At 71.1% G+C, this 26133-nt stretch carries 26 protein-coding genes; 22 read left to right on the forward strand and 4 right to left on the reverse strand.

All coding sequences use genetic code 11. The features are described 5' to 3' along the window. The first annotated feature begins 16 nt into the window (after positions 1-16). The 9 genes from atpB (at position 17) to murA (ending at position 8441) form a co-directional block, all read left to right on the forward strand. Positions 17-751, forward strand: coding sequence for a F0F1 ATP synthase subunit A (gene atpB, locus QSJ40_RS05665; RefSeq protein ID WP_051452724.1), 735 nt, complete (start codon positions 17-19; stop codon positions 749-751). A 119-nt stretch (positions 752-870) separates the two neighbouring features. Next, positions 871-1077, forward strand: a complete 207-nt coding sequence (locus QSJ40_RS05670) for an ATP synthase F0 subunit C (protein ID WP_006215213.1) — start codon at positions 871-873, stop codon at positions 1075-1077. 54 nt (positions 1078-1131) lie between these two features. After that, a complete protein-coding gene (locus QSJ40_RS05675) occupies positions 1132-1680 on the forward strand; it encodes a F0F1 ATP synthase subunit B (RefSeq protein WP_006215212.1) in 549 nt (182 codons plus the stop codon). After that, positions 1677-2492 (forward strand): F0F1 ATP synthase subunit delta, encoded by an 816-nt coding sequence (locus tag QSJ40_RS05680; protein WP_285729500.1) that lies wholly within the window; start codon positions 1677-1679, stop codon positions 2490-2492. Before QSJ40_RS05675 ends, QSJ40_RS05680 begins: the two co-directional genes overlap by 4 nt. Before the next feature lie 110 nt (positions 2493-2602). Beyond that, the gene (atpA, locus tag QSJ40_RS05685) at positions 2603-4249 is read left to right on the forward strand and encodes a F0F1 ATP synthase subunit alpha (protein ID WP_006215210.1); all 1647 of its coding nucleotides are present in this window, start codon (positions 2603-2605) and stop codon (positions 4247-4249) included. Between the two features lie 65 nt (positions 4250-4314). Next, the gene (locus QSJ40_RS05690; RefSeq protein ID WP_006215209.1) at positions 4315-5232 is read left to right on the forward strand and encodes a F0F1 ATP synthase subunit gamma; all 918 of its coding nucleotides are present in this window, start codon (positions 4315-4317) and stop codon (positions 5230-5232) included. 63 nt (positions 5233-5295) lie between these two features. Further along, positions 5296-6759 (forward strand): F0F1 ATP synthase subunit beta, encoded by a 1464-nt coding sequence (gene atpD / locus QSJ40_RS05695; protein WP_006215208.1) that lies wholly within the window; start codon positions 5296-5298, stop codon positions 6757-6759. Position 6760: 1 nt separating this feature from the next. Next, complete coding sequence (locus tag QSJ40_RS05700) at positions 6761-7039, forward strand: F0F1 ATP synthase subunit epsilon (protein WP_006215207.1); 279 nt, start codon at positions 6761-6763, stop codon at positions 7037-7039. 127 nt (positions 7040-7166) lie between these two features. Then, positions 7167-8441, forward strand: coding sequence for a UDP-N-acetylglucosamine 1-carboxyvinyltransferase (gene murA / locus QSJ40_RS05705; protein ID WP_006215206.1), 1275 nt, complete (start codon positions 7167-7169; stop codon positions 8439-8441). 64 nt (positions 8442-8505) lie between these two features. Here murA and nucS read toward each other — a convergent pair whose 3' ends face one another. Continuing rightward, entirely contained in the window at positions 8506-9201 is a 696-nt protein-coding gene (gene nucS, locus QSJ40_RS05710; RefSeq protein ID WP_251714915.1) for an endonuclease NucS, read from the reverse strand. Between the two features lie 197 nt (positions 9202-9398). Here nucS and QSJ40_RS05715 point away from each other — a divergent pair, with 197 nt between their 5' ends. From QSJ40_RS05715 to QSJ40_RS05735, 5 genes are all read left to right on the forward strand, one after another. After that, positions 9399-10376, forward strand: a complete 978-nt coding sequence (locus QSJ40_RS05715) for a tetratricopeptide repeat protein (RefSeq protein ID WP_204783004.1) — start codon at positions 9399-9401, stop codon at positions 10374-10376. Positions 10377-10491: 115 nt separating this feature from the next. After that, entirely contained in the window at positions 10492-11286 is a 795-nt protein-coding gene (locus QSJ40_RS05720) for an ABC transporter ATP-binding protein (RefSeq protein WP_006215203.1), read from the forward strand. Continuing rightward, entirely contained in the window at positions 11268-13010 is a 1743-nt protein-coding gene (locus tag QSJ40_RS05725; protein ID WP_285729510.1) for a hypothetical protein, read from the forward strand. The genes QSJ40_RS05720 and QSJ40_RS05725 overlap by 19 nt, the downstream gene beginning before the upstream one ends. A gap of 87 nt (positions 13011-13097) precedes the next feature. Beyond that, a complete protein-coding gene (locus QSJ40_RS05730; protein ID WP_006215201.1) occupies positions 13098-13415 on the forward strand; it encodes a DUF3039 domain-containing protein in 318 nt (105 codons plus the stop codon). 171 nt (positions 13416-13586) lie between these two features. After that, positions 13587-15344, forward strand: coding sequence for a DEAD/DEAH box helicase (locus QSJ40_RS05735; RefSeq protein ID WP_053448216.1), 1758 nt, complete (start codon positions 13587-13589; stop codon positions 15342-15344). Between the two features lie 79 nt (positions 15345-15423). Here QSJ40_RS05735 and QSJ40_RS05740 read toward each other — a convergent pair whose 3' ends face one another. Continuing rightward, complete coding sequence (locus tag QSJ40_RS05740; RefSeq protein WP_024290773.1) at positions 15424-16044, reverse strand: isochorismatase family protein; 621 nt, start codon at positions 16042-16044, stop codon at positions 15424-15426. A gap of 14 nt (positions 16045-16058) precedes the next feature. Next, positions 16059-17396 carry a nicotinate phosphoribosyltransferase gene (locus tag QSJ40_RS05745; RefSeq protein WP_285729586.1) on the reverse strand — a complete coding sequence of 446 codons (1338 nt, stop codon included), beginning with the start codon at positions 17394-17396 and terminating at the stop codon, positions 16059-16061. Between the two features lie 87 nt (positions 17397-17483). Between QSJ40_RS05745 and clpS the strand changes: the two genes are divergently transcribed. The 7 genes from clpS (at position 17484) to QSJ40_RS05780 (ending at position 22903) form a co-directional block, all read left to right on the forward strand. Continuing rightward, positions 17484-17843, forward strand: coding sequence for an ATP-dependent Clp protease adapter ClpS (gene clpS / locus QSJ40_RS05750; protein WP_029643887.1), 360 nt, complete (start codon positions 17484-17486; stop codon positions 17841-17843). Beyond that, positions 17843-18436, forward strand: a complete 594-nt coding sequence (locus tag QSJ40_RS05755) for a DUF2017 domain-containing protein (protein ID WP_024290771.1) — start codon at positions 17843-17845, stop codon at positions 18434-18436. The genes clpS and QSJ40_RS05755 overlap by 1 nt, the downstream gene beginning before the upstream one ends. Before the next feature lie 104 nt (positions 18437-18540). Continuing rightward, the gene (gene murI / locus QSJ40_RS05760; RefSeq protein WP_053447160.1) at positions 18541-19536 is read left to right on the forward strand and encodes a glutamate racemase; all 996 of its coding nucleotides are present in this window, start codon (positions 18541-18543) and stop codon (positions 19534-19536) included. Beyond that, a complete protein-coding gene (locus tag QSJ40_RS05765) occupies positions 19533-20429 on the forward strand; it encodes an MBL fold metallo-hydrolase (RefSeq protein WP_053447161.1) in 897 nt (298 codons plus the stop codon). Before murI ends, QSJ40_RS05765 begins: the two co-directional genes overlap by 4 nt. Positions 20430-20495: 66 nt before the next feature. Then, entirely contained in the window at positions 20496-21272 is a 777-nt protein-coding gene (gene rph / locus QSJ40_RS05770; RefSeq protein ID WP_006215193.1) for a ribonuclease PH, read from the forward strand. Next, entirely contained in the window at positions 21265-22032 is a 768-nt protein-coding gene (rdgB, locus tag QSJ40_RS05775) for an RdgB/HAM1 family non-canonical purine NTP pyrophosphatase (protein ID WP_235444588.1), read from the forward strand. The genes rph and rdgB overlap by 8 nt, the downstream gene beginning before the upstream one ends. 1 nt (position 22033) lies before the next feature. Continuing rightward, complete coding sequence (locus QSJ40_RS05780) at positions 22034-22903, forward strand: phosphotransferase family protein (RefSeq protein ID WP_082330899.1); 870 nt, start codon at positions 22034-22036, stop codon at positions 22901-22903. Positions 22904-22931: 28 nt separating this feature from the next. On the opposite strand, the gene QSJ40_RS05785 is transcribed toward QSJ40_RS05780, so the two are convergent. After that, positions 22932-24218 carry an ADP-ribosylglycohydrolase family protein gene (locus tag QSJ40_RS05785; protein WP_285729522.1) on the reverse strand — a complete coding sequence of 429 codons (1287 nt, stop codon included), beginning with the start codon at positions 24216-24218 and terminating at the stop codon, positions 22932-22934. 137 nt (positions 24219-24355) lie between these two features. On the opposite strand from QSJ40_RS05785, the gene QSJ40_RS05790 reads away from it, so the two are divergent. Next, positions 24356-26113 (forward strand): MFS transporter, encoded by a 1758-nt coding sequence (locus QSJ40_RS05790; RefSeq protein ID WP_285729524.1) that lies wholly within the window; start codon positions 24356-24358, stop codon positions 26111-26113. Positions 26114-26133 lie beyond the last annotated feature (20 nt).

The following is a 26133-nucleotide window of genomic DNA, read 5'->3' on the forward strand; positions in this document are numbered from 1 at the left end:
CCCCGGCGTGGAGGACATGCACCTCCCGCCGCTGTTCGAGATCGGGTCCTTCGCCTTCGGCAAGCAGATGCTTCTGATCCTGCTGTCGGTGGCACTGATCTCCTTCTTCTTCCTCTGGGCCATCCGGCGCCAGTCGCTCGTGCCGTCCAAGGGCCAGTACCTCGGTGAGGTCGCCTACGGCTTCGTCCGCAACTCGCTGGGTCGCGATCTGATCGGCGAGAAGGAGCTGCGCCCCTGGCTGCCGTGGCTGTTCACCTTCTTCTTCTTCATCCTGGTGAACAACTTCTTCGGGTCCATCCCCGTCCTCCAGCTGCCGACCATGTCGCACGCCGGCTCGGCCTACGTGCTGGCGATCATCGCCTACGTCGCCTGGGTGGGCGTGGGGATCAAGCGCCACGGCTTCGGGAAGTTCATGGCCAAGATGACCATGCCGGAGGGCGTCCCCAAGATCCTCTACGTCATCCTGATCCCGATCGAGTTCCTCTCGAACCTGATCATCCGCCCCGTGACCCACGCTCTGCGTGTGTTCGCCACCATGTTCGCCGGCCACATGGCCATCATGGTCTCGGCCGGCCTCATGTCCCACCTCTTCGTGAACGTGGGCGGCTTCGGGTTCCTCGGCGGACTGGGCGCCCTCGTGCTCGGCATCTTCATCTTCTTCCTGGAGGTGCTGATCCAGGTGCTCCAGGCCTACATCTTCGTGCTGCTGTTCGCGGTCTACGTCGACGGCGCACTGAAGGAAGGGCACTGACCCCACAGTCTTGGTTCGGCAGCGACCGAGCCACACGCGGAGTACCGCTCCGACCTGTCAATCGCCATTCGTGGCACACCGCTCGCACTGCGCGGGCAGTCTGAAAGGAATCTCCAAGAATGGATATCACTGGTTCGCTCTCCGCCATCGGCTACGGTCTCGCTGCCATCGGCGGCGGCATCGGCGTGGGTCTGATCTTCGCCGCGTACATGCAGGCCGTCTCCCGCCAGCCGGAGGCCCAGCGCGTCCTGCAGCCCATGCTGTTCATGGGCTTCGCCGTGGTCGAGGCCCTGGCCATCCTGGGCTTCGTCATGTTCTTCCTGTGATCCTCCGCGGTAGTGGAGATCTGACAGGAGCCGAAGAGAACAGGAACGACGTCCATGACCACTGACATCATGGCTGCCGAGGCGGCCAATCCGCTGATCCCCAATGGCTGGGAGATGCTGGTCACCGCCGTGGGGTTCTTCATCCTGCTGTTCGTCGCGATCAAGTGGATCGTCCCGATGTTCGAGCGCACCTACGCCGAGCGCAGCGAGGCGATCGAGGGCGGGCTCGCTAAGGCCGAGCAGGCCCAGGCCGAGGCCGACCGCGCTCGCGACGAGTACAACCAGCAGCTGGAGAGCGCCCGTCTCGAGGCCCAGAAGATCCGCGAGGAGGCTCGCCTCGAAGGCGAGAAGATCCTGGCTGACTTCAAGGACCGCGCGAACAGCGAGTCCGCTCGGATCACAGAGAACGCGCACAAGGCCATCGCCGCCGAGCGCTCCTCCGCCGCGCTGTCGCTGCGCACCGAGGTCGGCTCGCTGGCCACGCAGCTGGCGTCCAAGGTCGTCGGGGAGTCCCTCTCCGACGATGATCGCTCGCGTCGCGTCATCGATCGGTTCATCTCCGAGCTCGAGAGCGCGCCGGCCGATCAGGGTGCCCAGCAGTGAGCGCCGCACGGTCTGAGCTCGGACGCGTGGATGTCGCGTCGCTGCTGCGCCCGTGGGCGGAGCAGGCGCACTCGAGCATCTCGCGCGAGCTGTTCGACGCGCTCGAGGCCGTGCAGGGCAATGATCTGCTGCGGCGCTCGCTGACCGACCCCTCTCGCTCCGGCGAGGAGCGCGGCGCCCTGGCGCGGCGCATCTTCTCCACGGCGCTGGGGGATGCGGCCACCGGGATCCTCGAACTGCTGAGCAGCCGCACGTGGGCCACCGAGGAGGCGTTCACCGAGGGCCTCGAGTCCTCGGCCGTCGTCCTGGCGGGGCTCGCGGCAGAGCGGCGCATGGGCCCCGAGGGCCTGGACGCGGTCGTCGACGACGCCCTGGGCATGCAGGCGGTCCTCGAGGAGGACCCCGAGCTGCAGCAGGCGCTGACGGACGCACGAGCTCCGCGCGAGGCCAAGCTGCGTCTGCTGGATCGCGTGGCCCCGTCGCTGCGCGAGGAGGGTCGCCTGCTCGCCGAGCAGGCCATCCTGACCCCGCGGGCCCACCGCCCGCACCGGGTGCTGGCCGACTGGGCCGAGCTGCTCGCCGAGGTCCGAGAGGGCGGCATCGCCCGCGTCCGCTACGCCGGAGCTCTCGACGACGCACAGGTCGAGCGCCTGCGCGGCGCCCTCTCGCGGCTCTACGGCCGCGAGCTGAAGATCGTGCTCGACGAGGACCGCACGCTGGTCGGAGGTCTGCGGATCACCGTCGGCGACGAGGTGATCGACGGCTCCGTGGCAGCACGGCTGAACGAGCTGCAGGAGCGCATCCGCGCCTGAGGCCGCCACCGGACGCCGCACCGCGCCCGCCGGTCGGGAAGATCCGACCGCACAGACGAAACAGCTGGTCATCGACACGATGATCACGAACGAGGAAGCAGGGACACGAGATGGCCGAAGTGACCATCAATGCCGATGAGGTCCGCAGCGCGCTCCAGGAGTTCGCGGCGTCCTACGAGCCCGGCACCACCGAACGTACCGAGACCGGCCGCGTCACCAGCGCCGCCGACGGCATCGCCCGAGTCGAGGGCCTGCCCTCGGTCATGGCCAACGAGCTGCTGCGCTTCGAGAACGGCGAGCTGGGCCTGGCCCAGGACCTGGACGTGCGCGATCTCGGTGTGGTCGTCCTGGGCGACTTCCGCGAGATCGACGAGGGCCAGACCGTCGAGCGCACCGGGGAGATCCTCTCCGTGCCGGTCGGCGACGCCTTCCTCGGCCGCGTGGTCGACACCCTGGGCAACCCGCTCGACGATCTGGGCCCCATCGAGGCCGAGGGCCGTCGCGCCCTCGAGCTGCAGGCCCCGGGCGTGACCATGCGCAAGTCGGTCCACGAGCCCATGCAGACCGGCCTGAAGGCCATCGACGCCATGGTCCCGATCGGGCGCGGCCAGCGCCAGCTGATCATCGGCGACCGCCAGACGGGCAAGACCGTGATCGGCATCGACACGATCCTGAACCAGCGCGAGAACTGGGAGACCGGCGATCCGGACAAGCAGGTCCGCTGCATCTACGTCGCCATCGGGCAGAAGGCCTCCACGGTCGCGGGCATCCGCAAGACCCTCGAGGACAACAACGCGCTCGAGTACACGACCATCGTGACGGCCTCGGCCTCCGACTCGGCCGGTCTCAAGTACCTCGCTCCGTACGCCGGCTCGGCCATCGGCCAGCACTGGATGTACGGCGGCAAGCACGTCCTGATCGTCTTCGATGACCTCTCCAAGCAGGCCGAGGCCTACCGCGCCACGTCGCTGCTGCTGCGCCGCCCGCCGGGACGCGAGGCCTACCCCGGCGACGTCTTCTACCTGCACTCCCGCCTGCTCGAGCGCTGCGCCAAGCTCTCGGACGAGCTGGGCGCAGGCTCCATGACCGGCCTGCCGATCGTGGAGACCAAGGCGAACGACGTCTCGGCGTTCATCCCCACCAACGTCATCTCCATCACCGACGGCCAGATCTTCCTGCAGTCGGACCTGTTCAACGCGGATCAGCGTCCCGCGGTCGACGTCGGCATCTCGGTGTCGCGCGTCGGCGGCGCCGCGCAGATCAAGGCCATGAAGAAGGTCTCCGGAACGCTGAAGCTGGACCTGGCGGCCTACCGCTCCATGCAGGCCTTCGCCATGTTCGCCTCGGACCTGGATGCGGCTTCGCGCCAGCAGCTGACCCGCGGCGCCCGCCTGATGGAGCTGCTGCGCCAGAAGCAGTACTCGCCGTACCGCGTCGAGGACCAGGTCGTCTCGATCTGGGCCGGTGCCAACGGCCACCTGGACGACATCGAGGTCGCCGACGTCCTGGACTTCGAGCGCGCTCTGATCGATCAGGTCCGCCGCACCACCAACGTCACCGACTCGATCGTCTCGAGCGGCAAGCTCGAGAGCGACGCCGTCGAGGCGCTGGAGACCGCTGTGGCCGAGGTCAAGCGCGACTTCCGCGGCACGAACCGGGACAACCATGCCCCGGGCCACGAGGAGAGCCAGCCGCTGTCCGACGACGAGGTCGGCCAGGAGCAGATCTCCGCCAGCGGCAGCACCCGCGCCAACTGACGCCCTCCGTTGCGGTGCGCCGCGCTTGAGCGCGGCGCACCGCAACGGCACAGAAAGGAAGCTTCATGGGAGCCCAGATCCGGGTCTACCGCCAGAAGATCTCCTCCACGCAGTCCATGAAGAAGATCTTCAAGGCGATGGAGATGATCGCGACTTCGCGGATCAGCAAGTCGCGTCAGCGCCTGGCCGCGGCCTCGCCGTACGCCAATGCGCTGACCCGTGCTCTGTCGCAGGTGCTGTCCCAGTCCGGGACCTCGAGCCACCCGATGCTGAACCAGCGCACGGAGACCTCGCGCCGCTCGGCCGTCGTCGTGTTCAGCTCGGACCGCGGCCTCGCCGGTTCCTACTCGGCCAACGTCCTGAAGAAGACCGACAAGCTGCTGGCTCGCTTCGACGAGCAGGGCACCGAGGCGAAGGTCTACCTGATCGGGCGCAAGGCCAAGCAGAACTTCGACTTCCGGGACCGTGCCTACGAGCAGGCCTTCGAGGGGGACACCGACAGCCCCAAGGCGGAGCGGGCCGAGGAGCTGGCCGAGCTGCTGGTCGATCTCTACACGACGGAGTACGACGAGGGCGGCATCGACGAGATCCACCTGGTGTACACGCGCTTCGAGTCGCTGGTGAAGCAGGAACCGTCGGTCCTCCGCCTGCTGCCGCTGGAGGTCGTGGACGCCAACGAGATCCATGACGACGTCGCCGAGAGCTACGGCGAGGTCTCCACGGCGGACACCGGCTTCGATTTCGAGCCCTCTCCGGAGGACTTCCTGGACATCGCGCTGCCGCGCTACATCCGGGCGCGCATCTACTCGAGCATGTGCCATTCGGCCGCTTCTGAGCTGGCTTCGCGCCAGCGCGCCATGAAGTCGGCCGGGGACAACGCCGGCGAGCTGATCAACAAGTACACGCGCCAGATGAACAACGCCCGCCAGGCCGAGGTCACCACGGAGCTCACGGAGATCGTCTCGGCCACCGAGGCCCTGTGATCCATCGGCGCCTCGGCGCCGCCGCATTTCCCCACGCCACCCACGAACAGTGAAGTGAGAGACATGACTTCCACCATCAACGAGCAGGACACCACGCCTGTCGCTGGCGCCGTCGGTCGCGTCGCCCGCGTCAAGGGCTCGGTCGTCGACATCGAGTTCCCCGAGAACCAGATGCCGGCGATCTACAACGCGCTGACCACCGAGCTGGTGTTCGAGGGCGAGACCAAGACGATCAACCTCGAGACCGCTCAGCACCTGGGCGGCAACATGGTCCGCGCGATCTCGCTGCAGCTCACCGACGGCCTGGTCCGCGGCACCGAGGTGCATGACACCGGCGCCCCCATCTCCGTCCCGGTCGGCGATGTGGTCAAGGGCCACATCTTCAACGTGGTCGGCGACTCGCTGGACGTCGCCTCGGACCAGCTCGAGATCAAGGACCGCTGGTCGATCCACCGCGACCCGCCCCCCTTCTCCGAGCTCGAGGGCGCGACCGAGATGCTGGAGACCGGCATCAAGTCGATCGACCTGCTGACCCCCTACATCCAGGGCGGCAAGATCGGCCTGTTCGGCGGCGCCGGCGTGGGCAAGACCGTGCTCATCCAGGAGATGATCACCCGTGTGGCCCGCAACTTCGGCGGCACCTCGGTGTTCGCCGGCGTGGGCGAGCGCACCCGTGAGGGCAACGACCTCTGGGTCGAGATGGACGAGGCCGGGGTGCTCAAGGACACCGCCCTGGTGTTCGGCCAGATGGATGAGCCGCCCGGAACGCGTCTGCGCATCGCGCTGACCGGCCTGACCATGGCCGAGTACTTCCGCGACGTGCAGAACCAGGACGTGCTGCTGTTCATCGACAACATCTTCCGCTTCACGCAGGCGGGCATGGAGGTCTCGACCCTGCTGGGCCGCATCCCCTCGGCCGTGGGCTACCAGCCCACGCTGGCCGATGAGATGGGCGTCCTGCAGGAGCGCATCACCTCCACGCGCGGACACTCGATCACCTCCATGCAGGCGATCTACGTCCCCGCCGATGACTACACGGACCCGGCCCCGGCGACCACGTTCGCCCACCTGGACGCGACCACGAACCTGTCTCGTGAGATCGCATCCCGCGGTCTCTACCCGGCGATCGACCCGCTGGCCTCGACCTCGCGCATTCTCGACCCGCAGTACGTGGGCCAGGAGCACTACGACGTCGCGACCCGCGTGAAGTCGATCCTGCAGGAGAACAAGGAGCTGCAGGACATCATCGCGATCCTCGGTGTGGACGAGCTGTCCGAGGAGCAGAAGGTCGTCGTCTCGCGCGCCCGTCGCATCGAGCAGTTCCTGTCGCAGAACACCTACACCGCCAAGCAGTTCACCGGCGTGGAGGGCTCCACGGTCCCGCTCAAGGAGACCATCGAGTCCTTCAAGAAGATCTGCGACGGCGAGCTCGACCACGTTCCGGAGCAGGCGTTCTACAACGTCGGTGGCCTGGACGATGTCATGGAGCAGTGGGACGAGATCAAGCGCTCCACCGGAGAGAAGTGACATGGCTGATCCGCTGATCGTCGAAGTCGTCGAGGTCGACCAGTCCGTGTGGAACGGCGAGGCCCGTCAGGTCATCGTCAACACCATGGAGGGCGAGATCGGCATCCTCGCGGGACACGTCCCGGTCGCGGGTGTGCTGCAGGAGGGTCGTGTGATCATCGACCCGACCAGCGGCTCGCGCGTGGAGGGCCGCGTCGACGGCGGAATCGTCACCGTCGACAACAACCGCGTGACCATCGTCGCCGATCACTTCCGCGAAGGCGCAGCCGCGCAGAAGTGATCCGCCGGACCGCCCGTCCCCGCGCGCAGCAGCGCCTGCGGGGGCGGGCGGCTTCATGCCGTCGTCGTGTCGGCGCATCGCCGCCGCCCCGAGGGCTGCGGGCCAGCAGACCAGGAAGAGCCAGAACATGGAAGACAAGATCGTCGTCCGCGGCCGCACGTCCGTGAACGGGACGCTGCCGGTGCACGGCGCCAAGAACAGCGTCCTCAAGCTGATGGCGGCCACGCTGCTGGCCGAGGGCCGCTCCACGATCACCAACGTCCCGGAGATCCAGGACGTCTCGATCATGGCGGAGCTGCTGCGGCGCCTGGGCTGCCAGGTCGACTACGACCGCGCCGGGCACACCGTGGCCATCGACGTTCCCGAGGCCCTGCACCACCAGGCCGACTACGACCTGGTCCGCGCCATGCGCGCCTCGATCTCGGTGCTGGGCCCGCTGACGGTGCGCAGCGGCGCGGCCGAGGTGGCCGTGCCCGGAGGCGACGCCATCGGCACCCGCGGCCTGGACATGCACCGCGCCGGGCTGGAGGCCATGGGCGCGCACCTGCGCACCGAGGGCGGCTACCTCAAGACCTCGGTCGACGGGCGGCTGCACGGCGCCCACTACCGCCTGCCGTACCCCTCGGTGGGGGCCACCGAGAACCTCATGACCGCAGCGACCCTGGCCGACGGCGTCACGGTGCTGGACAACGTGGCCCGCGAGCCGGAGATCGTGGACATCTGCCGCATGCTGGTGGACATGGGCGCTCAGATCGAGGGGATCGGCACCGGCACGCTCACGATCACAGGCGTGGAGCGGCTGCAGCCGGTCATCCACCGCACCGTTCCGGATCGGATCGTGGCCGGCACCTGGGCCTTCGCCGCGGCGATCACCGGGGGAGAGGTCGTCGTGCAGGGCGCCGAGGCCGAGCACATGGAGGTCGTGCTCGACAAGCTGCGCGACGCCGGCTGCGAGATCGAGGTGCTCGACGACGGCTTCCGCGTCCGTGGACCGCAGCGCCCCAGCCCGGTGAACTTCTCGACCTTCCCGTACCCGGGCTTCCCCACGGACCTGCAGCCGTTCGCCGTCGCCCTCAACGCGGTGGCCGACGGGCCCGGCATGATCACCGAGAACGTCTTCGAGGCGCGCTGGGGCTTCACCGCCGAGCTCGAGCGGCTGGGCGCGATCGTGCGCCTGGACGGTCACCACGCCTGGCTCAACGGCGTGGACGAGCTCTCCGGTGCGCCCGTCGAGGCCATGGACATCCGCGCCGGCGCCGCACTGGTCATCGCCGGCATGCGCGCCGACGGCGAGACGATCGTGGGCGGAGTCGAGCACATCGACCGCGGCTACGAGCACTTCGTGGAGAACCTGACGGCAGCGGGCGCCGCCGTGGATCGCCGACTGCAGGGCGGCTTCTGAGCCGAGAGGTCGCGGACGGATCGGGGGTCGGCAGCACCGACGGGTGCCGCCTGCCCCCGATCCGTCAGAAGAGCCGCGAGTCGACGTCGTCCACGCCGCGCATGGCGTCGTAGTCGAGGGTGAGGCAGTCGATGCCGCGATCGGCGGCCAGGGTGCGCGCCTGCGGCTTGATCTGCTGCGCGGCGAAGATGCCGCGCACCGGGGCCAGGCGGGGGTCGCGGTTGAGCAGCTCGAGGTAGCGGGTCAGCTGCTCCACGCCGTCGATGTCGCCGCGGCGCTTGAGCTCGATCGCGATCGTGGCGCCGGAGGCATCTCGGGCCAGGATGTCCACCGGTCCGATGGCCGTGGGGAACTCTCGGCGCACCAGCGTGGTGCCCGTGGAGACCAGGTCCAGCTGCTCGGCAAGAAGGCGCTGCAGGTCGGCTTCCACGCCGTCCTTGATCAGCCCAGGGTCGACACCCAGGTCGTGGGAGAGCTCCTCATGGCGGGCGTGGATCAGCACGCGCAGGACATCGTCGGACTTGGCGGCGCTGACGGTCCACACCTCGGTGACGCCGGCGGCGGCCTGGTCCTCATCCGGGGCGGTCTCGACCAGCCGAGCCGGCGGGGACATCCAGTTCAGGGGCTTGTAGCTGCCGCCGTCGGAGTGCACGAGCACGGAGCCGTCGGCCTTCACCAGGAGGAGGCGACGGGACAGGGGCAGGTGGGCCTTGAGGCGGCCCTCGTAGTCGACGGAGCAGTCAGCGATCACACAGCGCACGGCCGACAGTCTCCCACAGCGGCCCTGCTCGAGCGGACACGGCCATCCCTCAGCGAGGGTCGCCAGCCCTGTCCCGCGCTGCTGCGGAGGCTCTCGCGCCGGGCCTCCGTCCGCGCGGACGACGCGCCCGTGCGCTGACAGCGAGCGCCGCAGCAACGACGGGCAGAGGCGGCGATGCCGTCGCTAGACTCGCAGGCATGAGCATTCCTAGCGATCCCCGTATCCCCGCAGGCGCCGGCGCGGCCGAGTCCGCGCCGCAGGACGACCAGGCCCAGCAGCTGCCGGCCTCGGTGCGCGGAGCCGTCGACCTGGGCCAGGAGGCAGCCGCCCCGTCGGCAGGCGGCGAGCAGGGCCAGACGCAGGGCGGCGGCTACCGCCGGGACATCGAGACCGTCGAGCAGTTCCAGGACGTCGCCGAGCTCTCGGCCACGGTGCCGGTCGTGCTCGTGCTGTGGGCCGCGTACTCCGAGGGCTCCCGCACGTTCGTGGACGAGGTCGCCGCGCAGATCGACCGTCGCGCCGGTCGCCTGGTGCTGGGCGCGGTGGACATCGAGAAGCTGCCGCAGATCGCCGAGGCGCTGCAGGCCCAGTCGGTGCCCACCACCGTCGCCATGATCGGCGGGCGCCCCGTGCCGATCGGACAGTCGGCGATCCCCATGGACCAGCTGAGCTCGCTGTTCGACGAGCTGCTGCAGCTGGCCGAGCAGAACGGCGTCTCCGGCACCGCCGAGCCGACCGCGGGGCAGGAGGAGCAAAAGCCGCTCCCGCCGCTGCACCAGGAGGCCATGGACCGCATGGAGGCCGGCGACCTCGACGGCGCCAAGGCCAGCTACGAGCAGGCCCTGAAGGAGAACCCGGGCGATCACGAGGCCAAGCTCGCCCTGGCCCAGGTCGAGCTGCTGCGCCGCGTCACCGCCATGGATGCCGCCGCGGTGCGCCAGGCCGCGGCACAGGACCCGCAGGACATCCCCGCCCAGCTGGACGTGGCGGATCTGGATGTCTCGGGCGGTCACGTGGAGGACGCCTTCACTCGACTGCTGCAGCTCGTGCGGCGCACGGCCGGAGAGGAGCGGGAGACCGTCCGACAGCGGCTCGTCGAGCTCTTCGATGTGGTGGGCTCGGAGGACCCCCGCGTCGTGGCGGCACGGGGGCAGCTGATGCGCGCCCTGTTCTGAGCAGAGCCTCTCCGCCGGCCCCTCCTCTCCTCGGGGGAGGGGTCGGTGCGCGCCCCGGCGATCCTCCTCCCAGCGGGGGAGGCGACCGGGGCGCTGCCGTGCCTATCGTGGATCCATGACGCAGATCCCCATCCCGCCCTCCGAATCCGCGGTGAGCCTGCGCGGGCTCACGAAGGTCTTCGGGTCCTCGAAGAGCCCGTCCGTGGCCGTCGACCGGCTGAGCCTGGACGTTCCGCGCGGGGCCTTCTACGGCCTGGTGGGCCGCAACGGCGCCGGCAAGACCACTGCGCTGTCCATGCTCACGGGGCTGCTGCGCCCCACGGAGGGACAGGCCTTCGTCTCCGGGATCGACGTCTGGGCGGATCCTCGAGCCGCGAAGGCCAGGATGGGGGTGCTTCCGGACGGGGTGCGGCAGTTCGACCGCCTGGCCGGTCGCCAGCTCGTGACCTACTCGGGCCTGCTGCGCGGCATGGATCGGGAGACGGTCGCCCAGCGCACCGAGGATCTGCTGCGGGCCATGGATCTCGTGGAGGCCGCGGGCACCGCTGTGCAGGACTACTCGGCGGGCATGACCAAGAAGATCGCCCTGGCGGCGGCCATGATCCACGCACCTGATCTGCTGGTGCTCGACGAGCCGTTCGAGGCCGTCGACCCCGTCTCGGCGGCGCGGATCCGCGAGCTGCTGCACGGCTTCGCCCAGGCTGGCGGCACGGTGATCGTCTCCAGCCACGTGATGGACCTGGTCCAGCGGATGTGCGACCACGTGGCGATCATGGACGGCGGCGTGCTGAAGGCCGCCGGGACCGTCGACGAGGTCCGCGGCGAGCGCTCCCTCGAGGAGGTCTTCGTGGACACCGTCGGCGGCGTCCAGGGCGCAGGGGAGGAGCTGACGTGGCTGAAGCCCCGATGACCCCGCAGGGACCCGCCTCCGAGACCTCCGTGCAAGATGCCGGGACCGGGGAAGCCGCACCGCAGGATCTGACCGCTCGGCAGGCGGCGACTTCCCTGCCCGCCCCTGGCGGGAGCGCGAGCGTGAAGGGCCCGTCGGCCGCAGCCACGGCGCGGCTGGTCGTCGGCCTCAAGGCGCGACTGACCGCGGCGGCCATGCGCCGCAGCACCTGGACCCTGGTGGGCACGATCCTGGGCGGGCTCTACCTGCTCGGCCTCGTGGTTTTCTGGGGCGGCATGGCCTGGGTCGGCGGAGGCGGCGCCGAGCCCCGAGCGGTCGCGGTGCCGGTCGTGCTGGTCGGTGCGGCCGCCACGATCGGCTGGTGGGTCGCCTCCCTGGTCACCGGGCGGGCCGATGCCACGGTGCACGCCGGTCGCTTCGCCCTGTATCCCGTCCCGCGCTCCGGACTGGCCCTGGGCCAGCTGCTCAGCGCGGCCGTGGGGCTGGCGGGGCCGTTCACGCTGCTGGGGCTCCTGGCGCTGAGCCTGGCCTGGCGCGCCACCCCGATCGCACTGATCAGCTCCCTCGTGCTGATCCCCGTCGCCTGGGGGCTCATGGTCCTGGGCAACCGGTGCCTGGCTGCCGGGCTGGAGGGCCTGCAGCGCAGCCGGCTGCTCGGCGATGCCGCCTCCGTGCTGGGACTGGCCCTGCTGGTCCTGATGGGGCCGGTGATCGGCGGTCTGACCGGTCTGCTGGCAGGTGGCGGGCTCGACCTCGAGCGGATCGCCGCGGGGGTGTCGTGGACCCCCTGGGGAGCACTGTGGGCGATCCCCGCCGACATGGCCGACGGCTTCCTGCTGCACGCTGCGGGTCGGCTCGCCGTGGTCGCTGCGACGGGCATCGTCGTGTGGCTGCTCTGGGCTCGTCTGCTCGAGCGCTCGCTGGAGCATTCGACGGCACCGGTGCGGGGCACGGCCTCTCGCGTGCGCGGCGCCGGGCTGCTGGGCCGAGTGCCCGCGACCCCGTGGGCCGCCGTGGCGGCGCGCAGCATCATCTACTGGCTCAAGGACCCGCGCTACGCGGCCTCGATCGTGCTGATCCCCGTGATGCTGGGCCTGCTGTGGTTCAACTCGGGCCCAGGGGAGGGCGGGCCTCTGCTGTTCGCGGGACCGCTCGTGGCCGCCATGATGGGCTTCACGATCTCGGCCGATGTGGCCTACGACCACTCGGCGTTCAGCCTGCACGTGCTCAGCGGGATCCGAGGCCGCGACGACCGCCTGGGCAGGCTGATCTCGCTGTGCGTCGTGGGAGGGGCGCTGAGCATCGCGGCCCTGCTGTTCGGCGCGGCGATGACCCAGACCTGGCACCTGCTTCCCGGTGTGATCGGCATGAGCCTGCTCGGGCTGCTCGGCGGGGGCGGCATCAGCTCCGTGCTCTCGGCGCGCTACACCTATCCCGTGCCGCTGCCGGGCGATTCGCCCCTGAAGACGCCGCCGGGCTTCACCTTCCTCAACGTGCTGGTGCAGATGGCCGTCATGGTCCTGATCGGAGCCGTGACGATGCTGGCCGGCGTCCCGTTGGTGGTCCAGATGATCACCGGACAGGATCTGTGGGGCTGGCTCGGCCTCGCCGTCGGTGTCATCGGCGGGCTGGGCCTGGCCTGGGGCGGCGTCGTCCTCGGCGGCAGGTGGCTCGAGGCCCGGGCGCCGGAGCTGTACCAGCAGGTCTCGTCCTACCGCTCCTGAGCCGCGCCGTGAGGGTGGCCGGACGCACAGGCCCGCAAGGCCCTGAGCTGGGGAGGGGCGTCGGGCGCGCGGAGTACACTGGCCGCCATGAGCTTCCACGACGACACCCTCCCCGTGGCGGGTCCCTGGCCCTTCGGCGGGGGAACCTCGAACGAGCCCGTCGGCGGCACCTCGACCCTCGAGCGGGAGGAGACCCGCACCTTCGAGGAGCCTGGCGATCACGAGCGCTTCGCCCACTACGTCCGCAAGGAGAAGATCACGGAGTCGGCCGTCACCGGCGATCCCGTGATCGCACTGTGCGGCAAGGTCTGGGTCCCGGGCCGCGATCCGGAGAAGTTCCCGGTCTGCCCCACCTGCAAGGAGATCTACGACGGCCTGCGCGCTCCGCAGGACGGCGGCAAGTGATCTGAGACCGCGTGCGCTCGGCCCCGTCGGGATCGACGGGGCCTTGCTCGTGCGCCCCCGCGCGCCCTCAGCTCGGCCCGCGCCACCCCCGCCACGCGATCCGCGAAAGGACCTGCCCAGCCCGTGTCCGATGACTCCCAGCCCTCACTGTTCGGCGGCCCGGCCGCCGAGATGCCTCCCGCCTACCCCGAGCGCGCCGCCTGGGGCACAGCGGGGAAGCTGCGCGCCTGGCAGGCAGAGGCCCTGGAGAAGTACTTCGCCGCCGAGCCGCGCGACTTCATGGCCGTGGCCACGCCCGGCGCCGGCAAGACGACGTTCGCGCTGCGCCTGGCCCGGGAGCTCGTGGACCGCGGGACCATCAACCGGATCACCGTGGTGTGCCCCACCGAGCACCTCAAGCGGCAGTGGGCGGATGCCGCCGCGCGCGTGAACCTGGCGATCGACCCCAATTTCAAGAACGCCGACGGCAGCCATGCCCGCGGGTTCATCGGAGTCGCGCTGACCTACGCGCAGGTCGGCATGAAGCCGCTGCTGCACCGGGCGCGCACCGAGCAGGGCCGCACGCTGGTGATCATGGACGAGATCCACCACGCCGGCGACTCCCGCTCCTGGGGCGACGGCCTCAAGGAGGCCTTCGAGCCCGCCGCGCGCCGTCTGGCTCTGACCGGCACGCCCTTCCGCTCGGACACCTCGCCGATCCCGTTCGTCACGTACCAGGAGGACAAGGACGGCATCCGCCGCTCGAAGGCCGACTACACCTACGGCTACGGCGACGCCCTCAAGGACCACGTGGTCAGGCCCGTGATCTTCATGGCGTACTCGGGACAGATGCGCTGGCGCACCTCGGCAGGCGAGGAGATGGCCGCCGAGCTCGGCGAGGGCTTCACCAAGTCGATCACCGCTCATGCCTGGCGCACGGCCCTGGCTCCCGACGGCGCCTGGATCCCCTCCGTGCTCCAGGGCGCCGACCGCCGCCTGACCGAGGTCCGGCGCACGGTCCCCGATGCCGGGGCGCTGGTGATCGCCACGGATCACCAGGACGCCAAGGCCTACGCCGCTCTGCTCGAGCGGATCACGGGCGAGAAGCCCACCGTCGTGCTCTCGGACGACAAGGGCGCCTCCGAGCGGATCGAGGCCTTCGCGGAGGGGGATCAGCGCTGGATGGTGGCCGTGCGCATGGTCTCCGAGGGCGTCGACGTCCCCCGCCTGGCCGTGGGCGTGTACGCCACCTCCACGTCCACCCCGCTGTTCTTCGCCCAGGCGGTCGGGCGCTTCGTGCGCTCGCGCAAGCGCGGGGAGACCGCCTCGATCTTCCTGCCCTCGGTGCCGCTGCTGATGGCGCACGCCAACGAGATGGAGCTCGAGCGCGATCACGCCCTGGACCGTCCCGTGGCGCAGGGCCCGGACTTCGTGGACCTCTCGGAACAGGGCTGGGACGACGACGAGCTCGCGGCCGCCAATCGCGAGGAGAAGGCCTCCTCGCAGCTGGCCGGCGGCGAGTTCAAGGCCCTGGAATCGGACGCGTCGTTCCACGGCGTGCTCTTCGACGGCGGCGAGTTCGGCGGCGGCGTGGCCGCCGGCACCGACGAGGAGGCCGACTACCTCGGCATCCCGGGTCTGCTGGATGCCGAGCAGGTCACCACGCTGCTGCGCGAGCGGCAGTCCGAGCACGCCCGTCGGCGCTCGCAGTCGGCAGCCGATCAGTCGCAGCAGGCGTCGTCCGTTCCGGATCACCGCCGGCTCAAGGAGCTGCGCAAGAAGCTGTCGCAGAACGTCTCGGCCTGGTCCGCCCGCACGGGCACGCCGCACGGCGTGATCCACAACGACCTGCGCCGCGAGTGCGGGGGACCGGCCGTGGCCCAGGCCACCGAGGAGCAGATCGAGGCGCGGATCGCCAAGATGCAGAACTGGTTCGTGGGGCGGAAGTAGGACGCGCCGGGGCGAGACGCTTCGATGCGGAAAGTCCCGCCGCAGCAGGCGCAGCGCGTCGGTGCGAGGCGGGGCCCCGTCAGTCGCGCACGACCTCCACGCCTGCGTCGTCGAGCTCGTCGATGACGTCCTCGAGGGAATCGGGGGAGACGGCGGCGCTCAGGCTCAGCAGCACCCGGGTCTCGTAGCCGGCGTCGGCGGCGTCCAGGGCGGTGGCGCGCACGCAGTGATCGGCGGCCAGGCCCACGATGTCCACGGCCTCGATCTCCCGATCGCGCAGCCAGTCGTCCAGGCCGATCGGCTCCTCGTCCTCGGCCTCGTCGTCCTCCTCCACCGCCCCCAGGGGCGTGGAGGTCTCCGGGGCCAGGACGCCCTCGAAGCCCGAGTAGGCGGCTTCGTACTCGCCCTTGCGGAACCAGGCCTCGATGCGGTCGGTCTCGAACTCGTCGTGGGTGTCGGCGCCCTCGGTCTCGGCCACGCAGTGCACGGGCCACGAGGTCCGGAAATCAGGGTCCTCGGAGAAGTGCGAGCCCGGCGAGATGTGCCAGTCCAGGGTCCCCACGATCGCCTCGTAGTCCCCGTGGTGCTGCTCGATGTGCTCGGAGATCGCCGCCGCGACGTCCGAGCCGCCGTCGACGGCCAGGGAGCCGCCCTCGCAGAAGTCGTTCTGGACGTCCACGACGATCAGTGCAGTGCGCATGAGGAGGGTTCCCTTCAGTTTTCGAGCACGGTGGGGATCGCGGCCTCGCCCTCGGAGAGGCGGGTGGCCGAGCGCGGGAGCTCCCGCACGGAGTCGGCGTGGCGCTGCCGGGCGCGCTGGACGCCCTGGGGGCCGGTCCAGCCGTCGACCAGCTCGCCTCCGCGCACGAAGTCCAGCATCAGGGGGCGGTCGTCGCCGTCGTCGGCGGGATCGTGGCCCACCCCCACGATCTCGTGGGTCGCGGTGCCGCGCGGATCCAGGCGGCGCAGCGCCGACTTGCGCCCGCCGACGGAGGCCTTGCCGGACGAGGCCTTGGCCACGGAGACGAGCTGCCCATCGGCGCCCTCGCGGGCCACGAGCTTGTAGACCATGGAGGACGTGGGGGCCCCGGAGCCGGTGACCAGTCTGGTGCCCACGCCGTAGGAGTCCACGGGGGCAGCGGCCAGCGCGGCGATCGCGTACTCATCGAGATCGGAGGTCACGGTGATGCGCGTGTCGCGGTTTCCCAAGCTGTCGAGCAGGGCGCGCACGCGACCGGCCTGACCCACCAGGTCCCCGGAGTCCACGCGCACGGCCCCTAGCTGCGGACCGGCGAGCTCGACGGCCAGGCGCACCGCCTTCTCGACGTCGTAGGTGTCCACCAGCAGCGTGGTCCCCACGCCCATGGTCTCGAGCTGGGAGCGGAAGGCCGCCTCCTCGTCGTCGTGCAGCAGCGTGAACGCATGCGCCGAGGTGCCGACGGTCTTCAGGTCATAGCGGTAGCCGGCCTCGAGGTTGGAGGTCCCTGCGAAGCCCGCGATCACGGCCGCACGGGCGGCGGCCACGGCGGACTCCTCGGAGGCGCGGCGCGAGCCCATCTCCAGGCACGGGCGCTCGCCCGCGGCGGTGACCATGCGGGAGGCGGCGGAGGCCACGGCGGAGTCGTAGTTGAGCACCGAGAGCAGGTAGGTCTCCAGGATGCAGGCCTCGGCGAACGTGGACTCCACGCGCAGGATCGGCGAGTGCGGGAACCAGAGGTCGCCCTCGGCATAGCCGCTGATGTCGCCGGTGAAGCGGAAGTCCGCGAGCCACTCGAGAGTGGCGGCATCCACCACGCCGGTGCGCTCCAGGAAGGCCAGGCGGTCCTCGTCGAAGCGGAAGCTCGCCAGTCCCTCGAGGAAGCGCCCCGTGCCGGCCACGACGCCGTAGCGGCGTCCGGCGGGCAGGCGGCGGGAGAAGACCTCGAAGACGCTGCGCCGCTGCGCGGTGCCGTCGCGCAGGGCGGCCTGCAGCATGGTCAGCTCGTAGTGATCCGTCATCAGCGACGTCGGGGCGGGGGACCAGGTCCGGTTGCTCGATTCCACGCAGGCCACTGTACTGGCCGCCCGCCGTGCGGTCCCGTCCCCGGGCATGGTCCTCATGATGCGCTGTCGGGACCGGTGCCTACGATGGGGCACATCATGGAGCTCAGCACGAGAACCCGCACGCCTCTGACCAGCCTCGGACCGGATCTGGACGAGCGCCCAGAGGTCGACACCGCCCAGCGCACCGCCCTGGAGATCCCGTGGCACGTGGTGGTCTGGGACGATCCCGTGAATCTCATGTCGTGGGTGACCTGGGTCTTCCGCACGCACTTCGGCTTCTCGCAGGCCAAGTCCCACGCGCTGATGCTCGAGGTCCACGAGCGGGGCCGGGCGATCGTGGCCGAGGGCACTCTGGAGGAGGCCGAGCGCCATGTCGCCGCCCTGCACGGCTATGGCCTGATGGCCACCTACGAGCGCGCAGGCGGAGGCCAGGACGCGGATGGGGTGCGCAGCTGATGGCGCACGGATTCCGCTCGGGGGCCCACGGCCTCTCCGCCCGGCTCTCCGCGGATGAGCGAGGGCTGCTGGTCAGGCTGTGCCAGGACATCATCGGCCTGCTCGAGCTCGAGCAGGCCGCTCCGGAGGCAGATCCGCTGGAGGCCCTGCTCGGCGGCGACGGTCCCGTCGAGGCGCCGCAGGATCCGGCGGTGGCGCGCCTGCTGCCTGCCGGCAGCCAGGATCCGGAGCAGGCGGAGGAGTTCCGCCGCTTCACCGACCGGTCCCTGCGCGAGCAGAAGGTCGCCTCGCTGCGCGCTGCGGCACTCGCCTTCGAGTCCGATCCCGTGCGCCTGAGCCCCGCGGCGGCCAGCGACGTCTCCCGGGCGCTCAACGACATCCGTCTGGTGCTCTCGACCCGGCTGGGGATCGACTCGGAGGCGGACGCCCGTCGGGTGGAGAAGGCCTCCGGGAAGAAGCCCAAGGACACCGAGACCTACATGGCCGTCGTCTACGGCTTCGTCTCGTGGCTGCAGGACTCGCTGATCCAGGCCATGCTGGTGGAGCTGCCGGAGGATGACGGGACGGACGATCAGCCGCCGCAGGGCCTCTGACCAGGGTGAGGACCCTGCATGAGTCATCGTGTGAAGTGATCTGCGTGACCTCGTCGGCGCGCGGTTCAGGCTGCCGAGCGGCACCGGTCTACCCTGGGTGCCCTATGCGCGAGATTCCGGGGAGCACAGAAGCGGCAGACGGACCCGTCGAGGGTCCGTCGCCCGATGCTCCCATCGGCGTGTTCGATTCCGGCGTGGGCGGGCTGACGGTCGCCCGGGCGATCATCGACCAGCTGCCGGATGAGCGGATCGTCTACGTGGGCGACACCCTCAACGGCCCCTACGGTCCGCTGCCGATCGCCGAGGTCCGCGCCCACGCGCTGCGGATCATGGACGAGCTGGTGGACTCCGGGGTCAAGGTGCTGGTGATCGCCTGCAACACCGCCTCGGCGGCCGTCCTGCGCGATGCCCGGGAGCGCTACACGCGCGCCTACGGCATCCCCGTGGTGGAGGTCATCCAGCCGGCCGTGCGCCGGGCCGTGTCCTCCACGCGCAACGGCCGCATCGGCGTGATCGCCACCCAGGCCACCGTGGGCTCGCGGGCCTACGAGGACACCTTCGCGGCCGCTCCGCAGCTCGAGGTGCGCTCCGTGGCCTGCCCCCGGTTCGTGCCGTTCGTCGAGGCCGGGGTGACCACCGGTCCCGAGGTCCTCGAGACCGCTCAGGAGTACCTGCGTCCGCTGCAGGACTCCGGGGTGGACACCCTCGTGCTCGGCTGCACGCACTACCCGCTGCTCACCGGCGTGATCTCCTACGTCATGGGGGAGGCGGTCACGCTGGTCTCCTCTGCGGAGGAGACCGCCAAGGACGTCTACCGCGCACTGGTGCGCCATGACCTGGCGCGCGTCCAGCCGCCGCAGGAGCCCCACGAGTTCCTGGCCACGGGAGATCCGGAGCCCTTCCAGATCCTGGCCCGGCGCTTCCTGGGCCCGGAGGTCACGGCGGTGCGCCACGTGGGCTCGGTGGCCGAGCAGTTCCCCACGGGCTCGCTGTCCCAGGTGAGCTCGCAGATGCTCGCCGAGCACGCCGCCATGAAGGACCGCGCCTCCGCCGGTCCGTCCCCTGTCCGCGCCTCCGACGATGAAGGCCCCGTCTCATGATCCTGACCGTGATCGGCTGCACCGGCTCGTTCGCCGGCCCCGATTCCCCTGCCTCCTGCTACCTGCTCACCGGAACCGATCATGAGGGTCGGACCTGGCGGGTGCTCATGGACCTCGGCAACGGGTCGCTGGGCGCGCTGCAGCGCCACATCGAGCTCTCGGAGATCGATGCCGTCCTGATCAGCCACCTTCACCCGGATCACTGCGTCGACCTGGCGGGGCTGCACGTGGCGGTGAAGTGGGATCCGCGCGGCTGGGAGGCCGGTCCGGTCCCGGTCTGGGGCCCGGCCGGGATGATGGACTACATGGAGGCCGCCCACGTCCTGGACTCCGCGGAGACGATCGAGAACGAGTTCACGATCGGGCAGTGGGAGGACGGCCGGGCCGTGGAGATCGGCCCGTTCCGCATCACCCCGCACCGGGTCGAGCACCCGGTCGAGGATCCGTTCGCGCTGCGCATCGAGTACGACGGAGCCGACGGCAACAGCGTGCTGACCTACTCCGGGGACAGCGACGCCTGCGAGGGCCTCACCGAGGCCGCCCGCAATGCCGATCTCTTCCTGTGCGAGGCCGCCTACCACGAGGGCCGCGACGCCTACCGGGGGATCCACCTCACGGGCCTGCGCGCCGGGCAGACCGCCGACGCCGCCGATGCCGATGAGCTGATGCTCACGCACCTGCCCGTGTGGAACTCGCCGACCCGTGCCGTCAGGGAGGCTGCCGAGGCCTTCACGGGTCCGATCTCGCTGGCTCAGCCGTCGACCTCGTACCGGATCGTGGCCGACATGGACCGCACCGCCGGTCGCGTCCTGGCCAGGGGCCGCTCGGTGCCGAGCACCACGACCACCATGCGCGTGATCGACCCCAACACGCGCGGTGCCGAGACGCGCTGAGCTCCGCCACGGCTCGCCCGCCGAGCCGTTGGCCGCCGCCGCCCGCGCGCGGCTAGGCTGGGCGCCATGACTTCCGAGGCTGAGACCCCCGCCGCATCCTCGTCCGCGAGCGGACCCCGAGCGGACGGACGCGCCGTCGACGAGCTGCGTCCCATCACCATCACGCGCGGCTGGTCCGCGCAGGCCGAGGGCTCGGCGCTGATCGAGTTCGGGCAGACTCGCGTGCTGTGCACCGCCTCGGTCACCGAGGGCGTTCCGCGCTGGCTGCGCGGCGAGGGCCGCGGCTGGGTCACCGCCGAGTACGCGATGCTTCCCCGGGCCACCGGCACGCGCTCGCAGCGCGAGTCGGTCAAGGGCAGGATCGGCGGCCGCACCCACGAGATCTCCCGGCTCATCGGCCGGTCGCTGCGCTCCGTGATCGACCTGAAGGCGCTCGGCGAGAACACCGTGGTCCTGGACTGCGATGTCCTCCAGGCGGACGGCGGCACCCGCACGGCATCGATCACCGGTGCCTATGTGGCGCTGAGCGAAGCCATGGGGTGGGCCCGACGCCAGGGCCTGGTCACCGGCGATCCGCTCACCGACTCCGTGGCCGCGGTCTCGGTCGGGATCATCGACGGCGTCCCCATGCTGGATCTGCCCTATGTCGAGGACGTCCGCGCCGAGACCGACATGAACGTGGTCGTCACCGGCTCCGGGACCTTCGTGGAGGTCCAGGGCACTGCCGAGGGCGCCCCGTTCGATCGCAGCGAGCTCGACGGCCTCCTGGACCTGGCGGTTGCCGGATGCGCCGATCTGGCGAGGATCCAGGCGGCCACGCTCGCGGAGGGCCGCGATGCCTGAGCAGCACGACCCCTCCCAGGCCGCCGCATCGACCGCCCCCAGTGCGGCCGTGGAATCCGCATCGGAGGACCCCGAGCCAGATCCGGACGCGTCCGCGGTATCCATCCCATCGGGCGCCCGCCTGGTCCTGGCCACGCACAACGCCGGCAAGCTCGCCGAGCTGCGGGCCATGATCGCAGCCGAGCTGCCCGGTCTGGACGTCGAGCGCGCCGTGGTGGACGCAGGCTCCCTGGGCCTGCCCGACGTCCGTGAGACCGGCACGACCTTCCAGGCCAACGCGCTGCTCAAGGCGCACGCGGCCGCCGAGGCCTCTGGCCTGCCTGCCGTGGCCGATGACTCCGGACTGGCCGTCGACGTCCTGCACGGCGCCCCGGGCATCTTCTCGGCACGCTGGGCGGGGCGCCACGGCGACGACACCGCCAATCTCGAGCTCCTGCTGGCCCAGCTGGGCGATATCCCCGATGAGCACCGTGCCGCGGGCTTCGTGTGCGCCGCAGCTCTGGTGCTCCCGGAGGGAGCCGAGCACCTCGAGTTCGGGCACCTGCGCGGCACGCTGCTGCACGAGCCGGTCGGCGACGGCGGCTTCGGCTACGACCCCGTCCTGCGCCCCGACGGCCTGGACGTCTCGTGCGCCCAGCTCGATCCGGAGCACAAGAACCGGATCAGCCACCGGGGACAGGCCATGGCCGCCCTGGCGCCGCACCTGGTCGCCCTGCTCTCCCAGGGCGCTCCCGCAGCGGAGCCCGGAGAGGAGCGCTGAGGTGGTCGCCCTGGGCATGAAGCGCATGCTCCCGTACGCCGATGTGGTGGATGCCGCGCTGCGCGAGATCGGAGAGCACCCGGATCCGAGCACGTGGCGGATCATCACGAGCGGGTCCGCGCACGTGGTCGTCGGGATCGACGACCGGCTGTGCGTGCGCATCGCCAAGAACCCGGCCGCCAAGCGCAGCCTGGCACGGCGCACCGAGGTCCTCTCCAGGCTGCCCGAGTACTCCTTCGCCACGCCGCGGCCGCTGAGCCGCGTGCACGGCAGCCGAGGCCACGGCGCGGTCGCCCTGTCCTGGGTGCACGGCGAGCACCGCTGGGGCAGGGTGGACACCGCGGAGCTGATCTCGCTGCTCGAGCAGCTGTGGGCCACCGACACCGCACCGCTGGAGGCCTATCTGGACCGCCCTGGTCAGCATTGGGGCGGTCATCGTCGGCGTCGGATCATGCTCGACGACGTCGTGCCGCGGCTGCTGCCGCGCAACCGCGAGCTGGCCCGGCACGCGATCCGGGATCTGGCCGAGCTGGAGACGGTGACTCCTCACCTCGTGCACTCGGACCTGATGGGCCAGAACATGATCTGGTCCGGTGACGCGCTGGCCGGGGTGATCGACTGGGATCACGCGAGCCTGGGCGATCCGGCGCAGGACGTGGCCGCACTGGCCTGCTCGTACGGCTGGCCCACCCTCGACGGCGCCCTGCCGCCCGAGATCCTGCACCGAGCCCGACTGCACGCACGGATCATGCCCATGCAGTCGGTGGCCTACACGCTGGTCCAGGATCTGGACACGGCGCAGGTCAATCAGGCCGTGGCTCGGGCCGATGAATGGATCGACACTCGTCTGCGAGCCCTGCTGCGCCGCTGAGCCGGGTTGCGAGCCCAGCGGCGACCGCTCAGCCGGTCAGGCCGAGCAGCTGCACCCACCGCTGGCAGGCCTCCTCGATGACCTCCCGGGCCTCCAGCCGCCCGATCTGCTGAGCCTCCAGCGACGCACCGCCATGCGCGGCGGCGATCAAGGCCGCCGCCAGCGGTGCGCTGCCGCGGGCGTCCGAGCCCTGCTCCCGCTGGGCCGCGGCCACGGCCGTCTTCCAGAGCTCAGGCGCCGAGGCACCTGTCTGCTCGGCCTCCAGGGCGCAGCGCAGGCCGATGGCCAGCGTTCTCGACGACGTGTCCCGGTCCGGCTCGGCGCTGCTGCCAGCGGCGCCGGAGTCTGCCTGCCCCTGCGGGGTGTCGGCCTCCTGTGCCACGCCCGCGGCGGTGTCCGGATCGCGTCCGTCGAGGACGGCCTGGAGCAGCTCGGAGGTGCCGCGGGTGGGACGGGTGAGCCGGCCCAGCACGTCCAGGGCGGACTCGGCGGCAGTGCGCACGGGCTCCTCCGAGCCCCGGCAGCCCTCGACCTGCGCGGCTTGGAGCATGAGCGCCAGCGCGGTCGCGGCCGTCTGCGCCTCGGCCCGTCCGTGGGTGATCGCGGCGGCATCGATGCTCAGCGGGGCGATCGAGCGCCAGCCCACGGGAAGCAGGCCGTAGGGGATCGAGCGGATCACCGCAGTCCGGTCCTGGGCCTCTGGGAGCACGGGGCGCTCGACCAGGCCCATGCTGCCGGTGAGCAGCGCCTCCAGCGTCTGGCCCTGGTGGCCGTGATCTGCGTGAAGCACCTGGTGGGCGTCGATCCAGCGCGGCAGCGGGGAGGGTGCGGACTCCGGCCATTCGACGTCCTGGGTGCGCAGCCAGCGCAGCTGCGCCAACCACTGGCAGGCGGTCTCATCGGCGGCCTCACCGGCCGAGGCCCATTCGATCGACTCGAGCAGCCCGTCCATCGTGTAGAGGCTCAGCTGGGTGTCGGCGCTGATCCGCAGCGGCTGAAGCTGGAGCGTCGTGGGACCGGAGACGGCTGCGGCGTCCGCGATGGTCGCCGCCGCTCCTCCAGAGGCCGCACCCGCACCGGGCGAGCCGCCCTGCGCGACGCCGGGCGACGGGATGCCGAGGACCTGGCCTCCTGCTGCGGTGCTGACGCCCTCGGGCGGGGCCGCAGGGGCCTGCGCGGGCTCGGGCTGCGCCGTCAGGGCGTCCCCCAGTGCCCCTGCGAGCATGATCGCGCGGACCCGATCGGCGATCCCGGGGAGATCTGCCGGGGTGCCCTGATCGGGCGAGAGCGCGGGCGAGGACGAGGATGCGGTCATGGCCCCATCCTAGAAGCGCTGGGACGCGCCCCGGCACGAGGCCCGCGGGGCCGCCCCGACGCTCGGCGCTAGGCTGGGCGCCGAGCACCGCGCAGAGTCGGTGCCGTGAATCCGTCCGCACGACAGCCAGGAGCGCCATGAGCGACAGGGCCAGGCTCGGCACCGGCCGCGAACCCGCAGCCGACCATGCCGCCGGCGGCTCGTGGTCGGCATCCCGCAGCAGCACCGGCGAGGGACGGGCAGACGCGCCGACCGGCTCCGGGCCCAGCGGTGCCGCCGCGGGCTCCGGCGAGTCCGGTGCGGGAGAGCTGGCCACGCCGCTGCCGGACCGGGGCCACCGCGCGCTGGCGATCGGCGGCATCGCCAGCGCGGGCACGGCGGGACGCGGCCCGGAGCTCGGTGCTGCGGGGTACAGCGGCGCCGTCGCAGGGGACGGCGCCGCGCCTGCGGATCCTTCTCCCGGCGCCTCGTCGGAAGCCGACGTCCAGGCCCGCGATCTCACCTCGGACACGACGGCCGAGGACGGCTCTGCCCCGCAGGAGGGAAGCGGCCGCGATCGGCGCACCCGACGGGCGCAGCTGCGCACCCTGATGGTGGGTGACTACCCCGTCCTGCGAGGCGTGGTCTCCAACTGGTACCTCCTGCTGACCCTGATCGTGCGGCTTCCGTCGGTCATCCTGCCGCTGACGGTGCTGACCTACGTCACCGCCGTGTCCGGGCAGGAGCTGTGGGGTGCCGCCTGCGCGGGCGCGGTGCACCTGGGCCAGGCGGTCTCGGTGCTGGCCCTGGTGCGCGGCGACCGGATCCGCCGCCGGCAGTGGATCCTGCTGCTGCACACGCTGCTGCACGTGGGCGTGATCTGCTGGCTCGTCTTCCGCTTCTCGGAGCAGGCGCAGGACGCGCCCACCGCGCCCTGGCCGTGGCTGCTGTGCCTGCTGGCGGGGCTGTCCGCGCCGCAGCTGGGCAACGCGACCCGGCTGCGCTGGCGCACCATCCTGGAGCAGCGCCGCAGCCTCGACCTGATCCTGCCGAGCATGCGCCACGACGCTGTCATGGACGCCGTGTCCCTGGTGCTCGGCGCGCTCATCGTGGGCGTCCTGGCGATCACGCTGGGGCCGCTGCTGGGGATTATGGCCGCCGCCGGGCTGCTCGTGCTGTGCACGACCGCTCTGCTGCTGCACCCCACCGCCGACATCCTGGGCGAGGATGCCCAGGACCATCTGGTCGATCCGACTCATCAGCCGCTCAACTCCGCCATGCGACGCAGGCTGCGCACGCAGCGGCGCATGCGCTTCCTGCCGGTGGTGGGCGTCGGGTGCATCGGGCTGATGCTGGGCTCGATCCAGATGTGCTTGGTCTACTTCACGGCCTCGGTCGAGGCCATCGAGACGATCGGGGCCCAGTTCGCGGCCCTGGGCCTCACCGCTGGGGCGGCGGCGGTGATCACCGCAGGCGCGCGCCCGCGTCGTCCCTGGAACCTGTGGGTGCTCTTCGGGGCGGTGACGGTGCTCGCCACGCTGCTGATGTCTCTGCCGTCGCGGCCGCTGGGAATGGTCCTCATCCTGGCGGTCCTGGGCGCTGCGATCGGTCCCACGCTGGTGGCCGTGTTCTCCACGGTCCCGCTGATCACCCCGCTGAGCGAGGTCAGGGGACTCACTGCTGCCACGAGCGTCCTCACCCAGGTGGGGATGGGCCTGGGCGTGGGCCTTGCCGGTGTCATGGGCGACCTGGCCGGCTATGAGACGGCCGCCCTGCTGCCCGTCCTGGCGGCGGCGGCGCTTCTGGCGACCGTCTTCGTGCTCATGGCGCGACGCAGCCGCGTGCCCCTGGACCTGGTGGGGGAACGGCCGATCCCGGGCACCGAGTCCGTTCCGAGGATGCTCTCGGAGGACTGAGGCCCGGGATCGGCGCGATC

Origin of the sequence: Kocuria sp. NBRC 114282 (genome assembly GCF_030268385.1) — a bacterium.
In the GTDB taxonomy this organism is placed as follows: Bacteria; Actinomycetota; Actinomycetes; order Actinomycetales; family Micrococcaceae; genus Kocuria; species Kocuria palustris.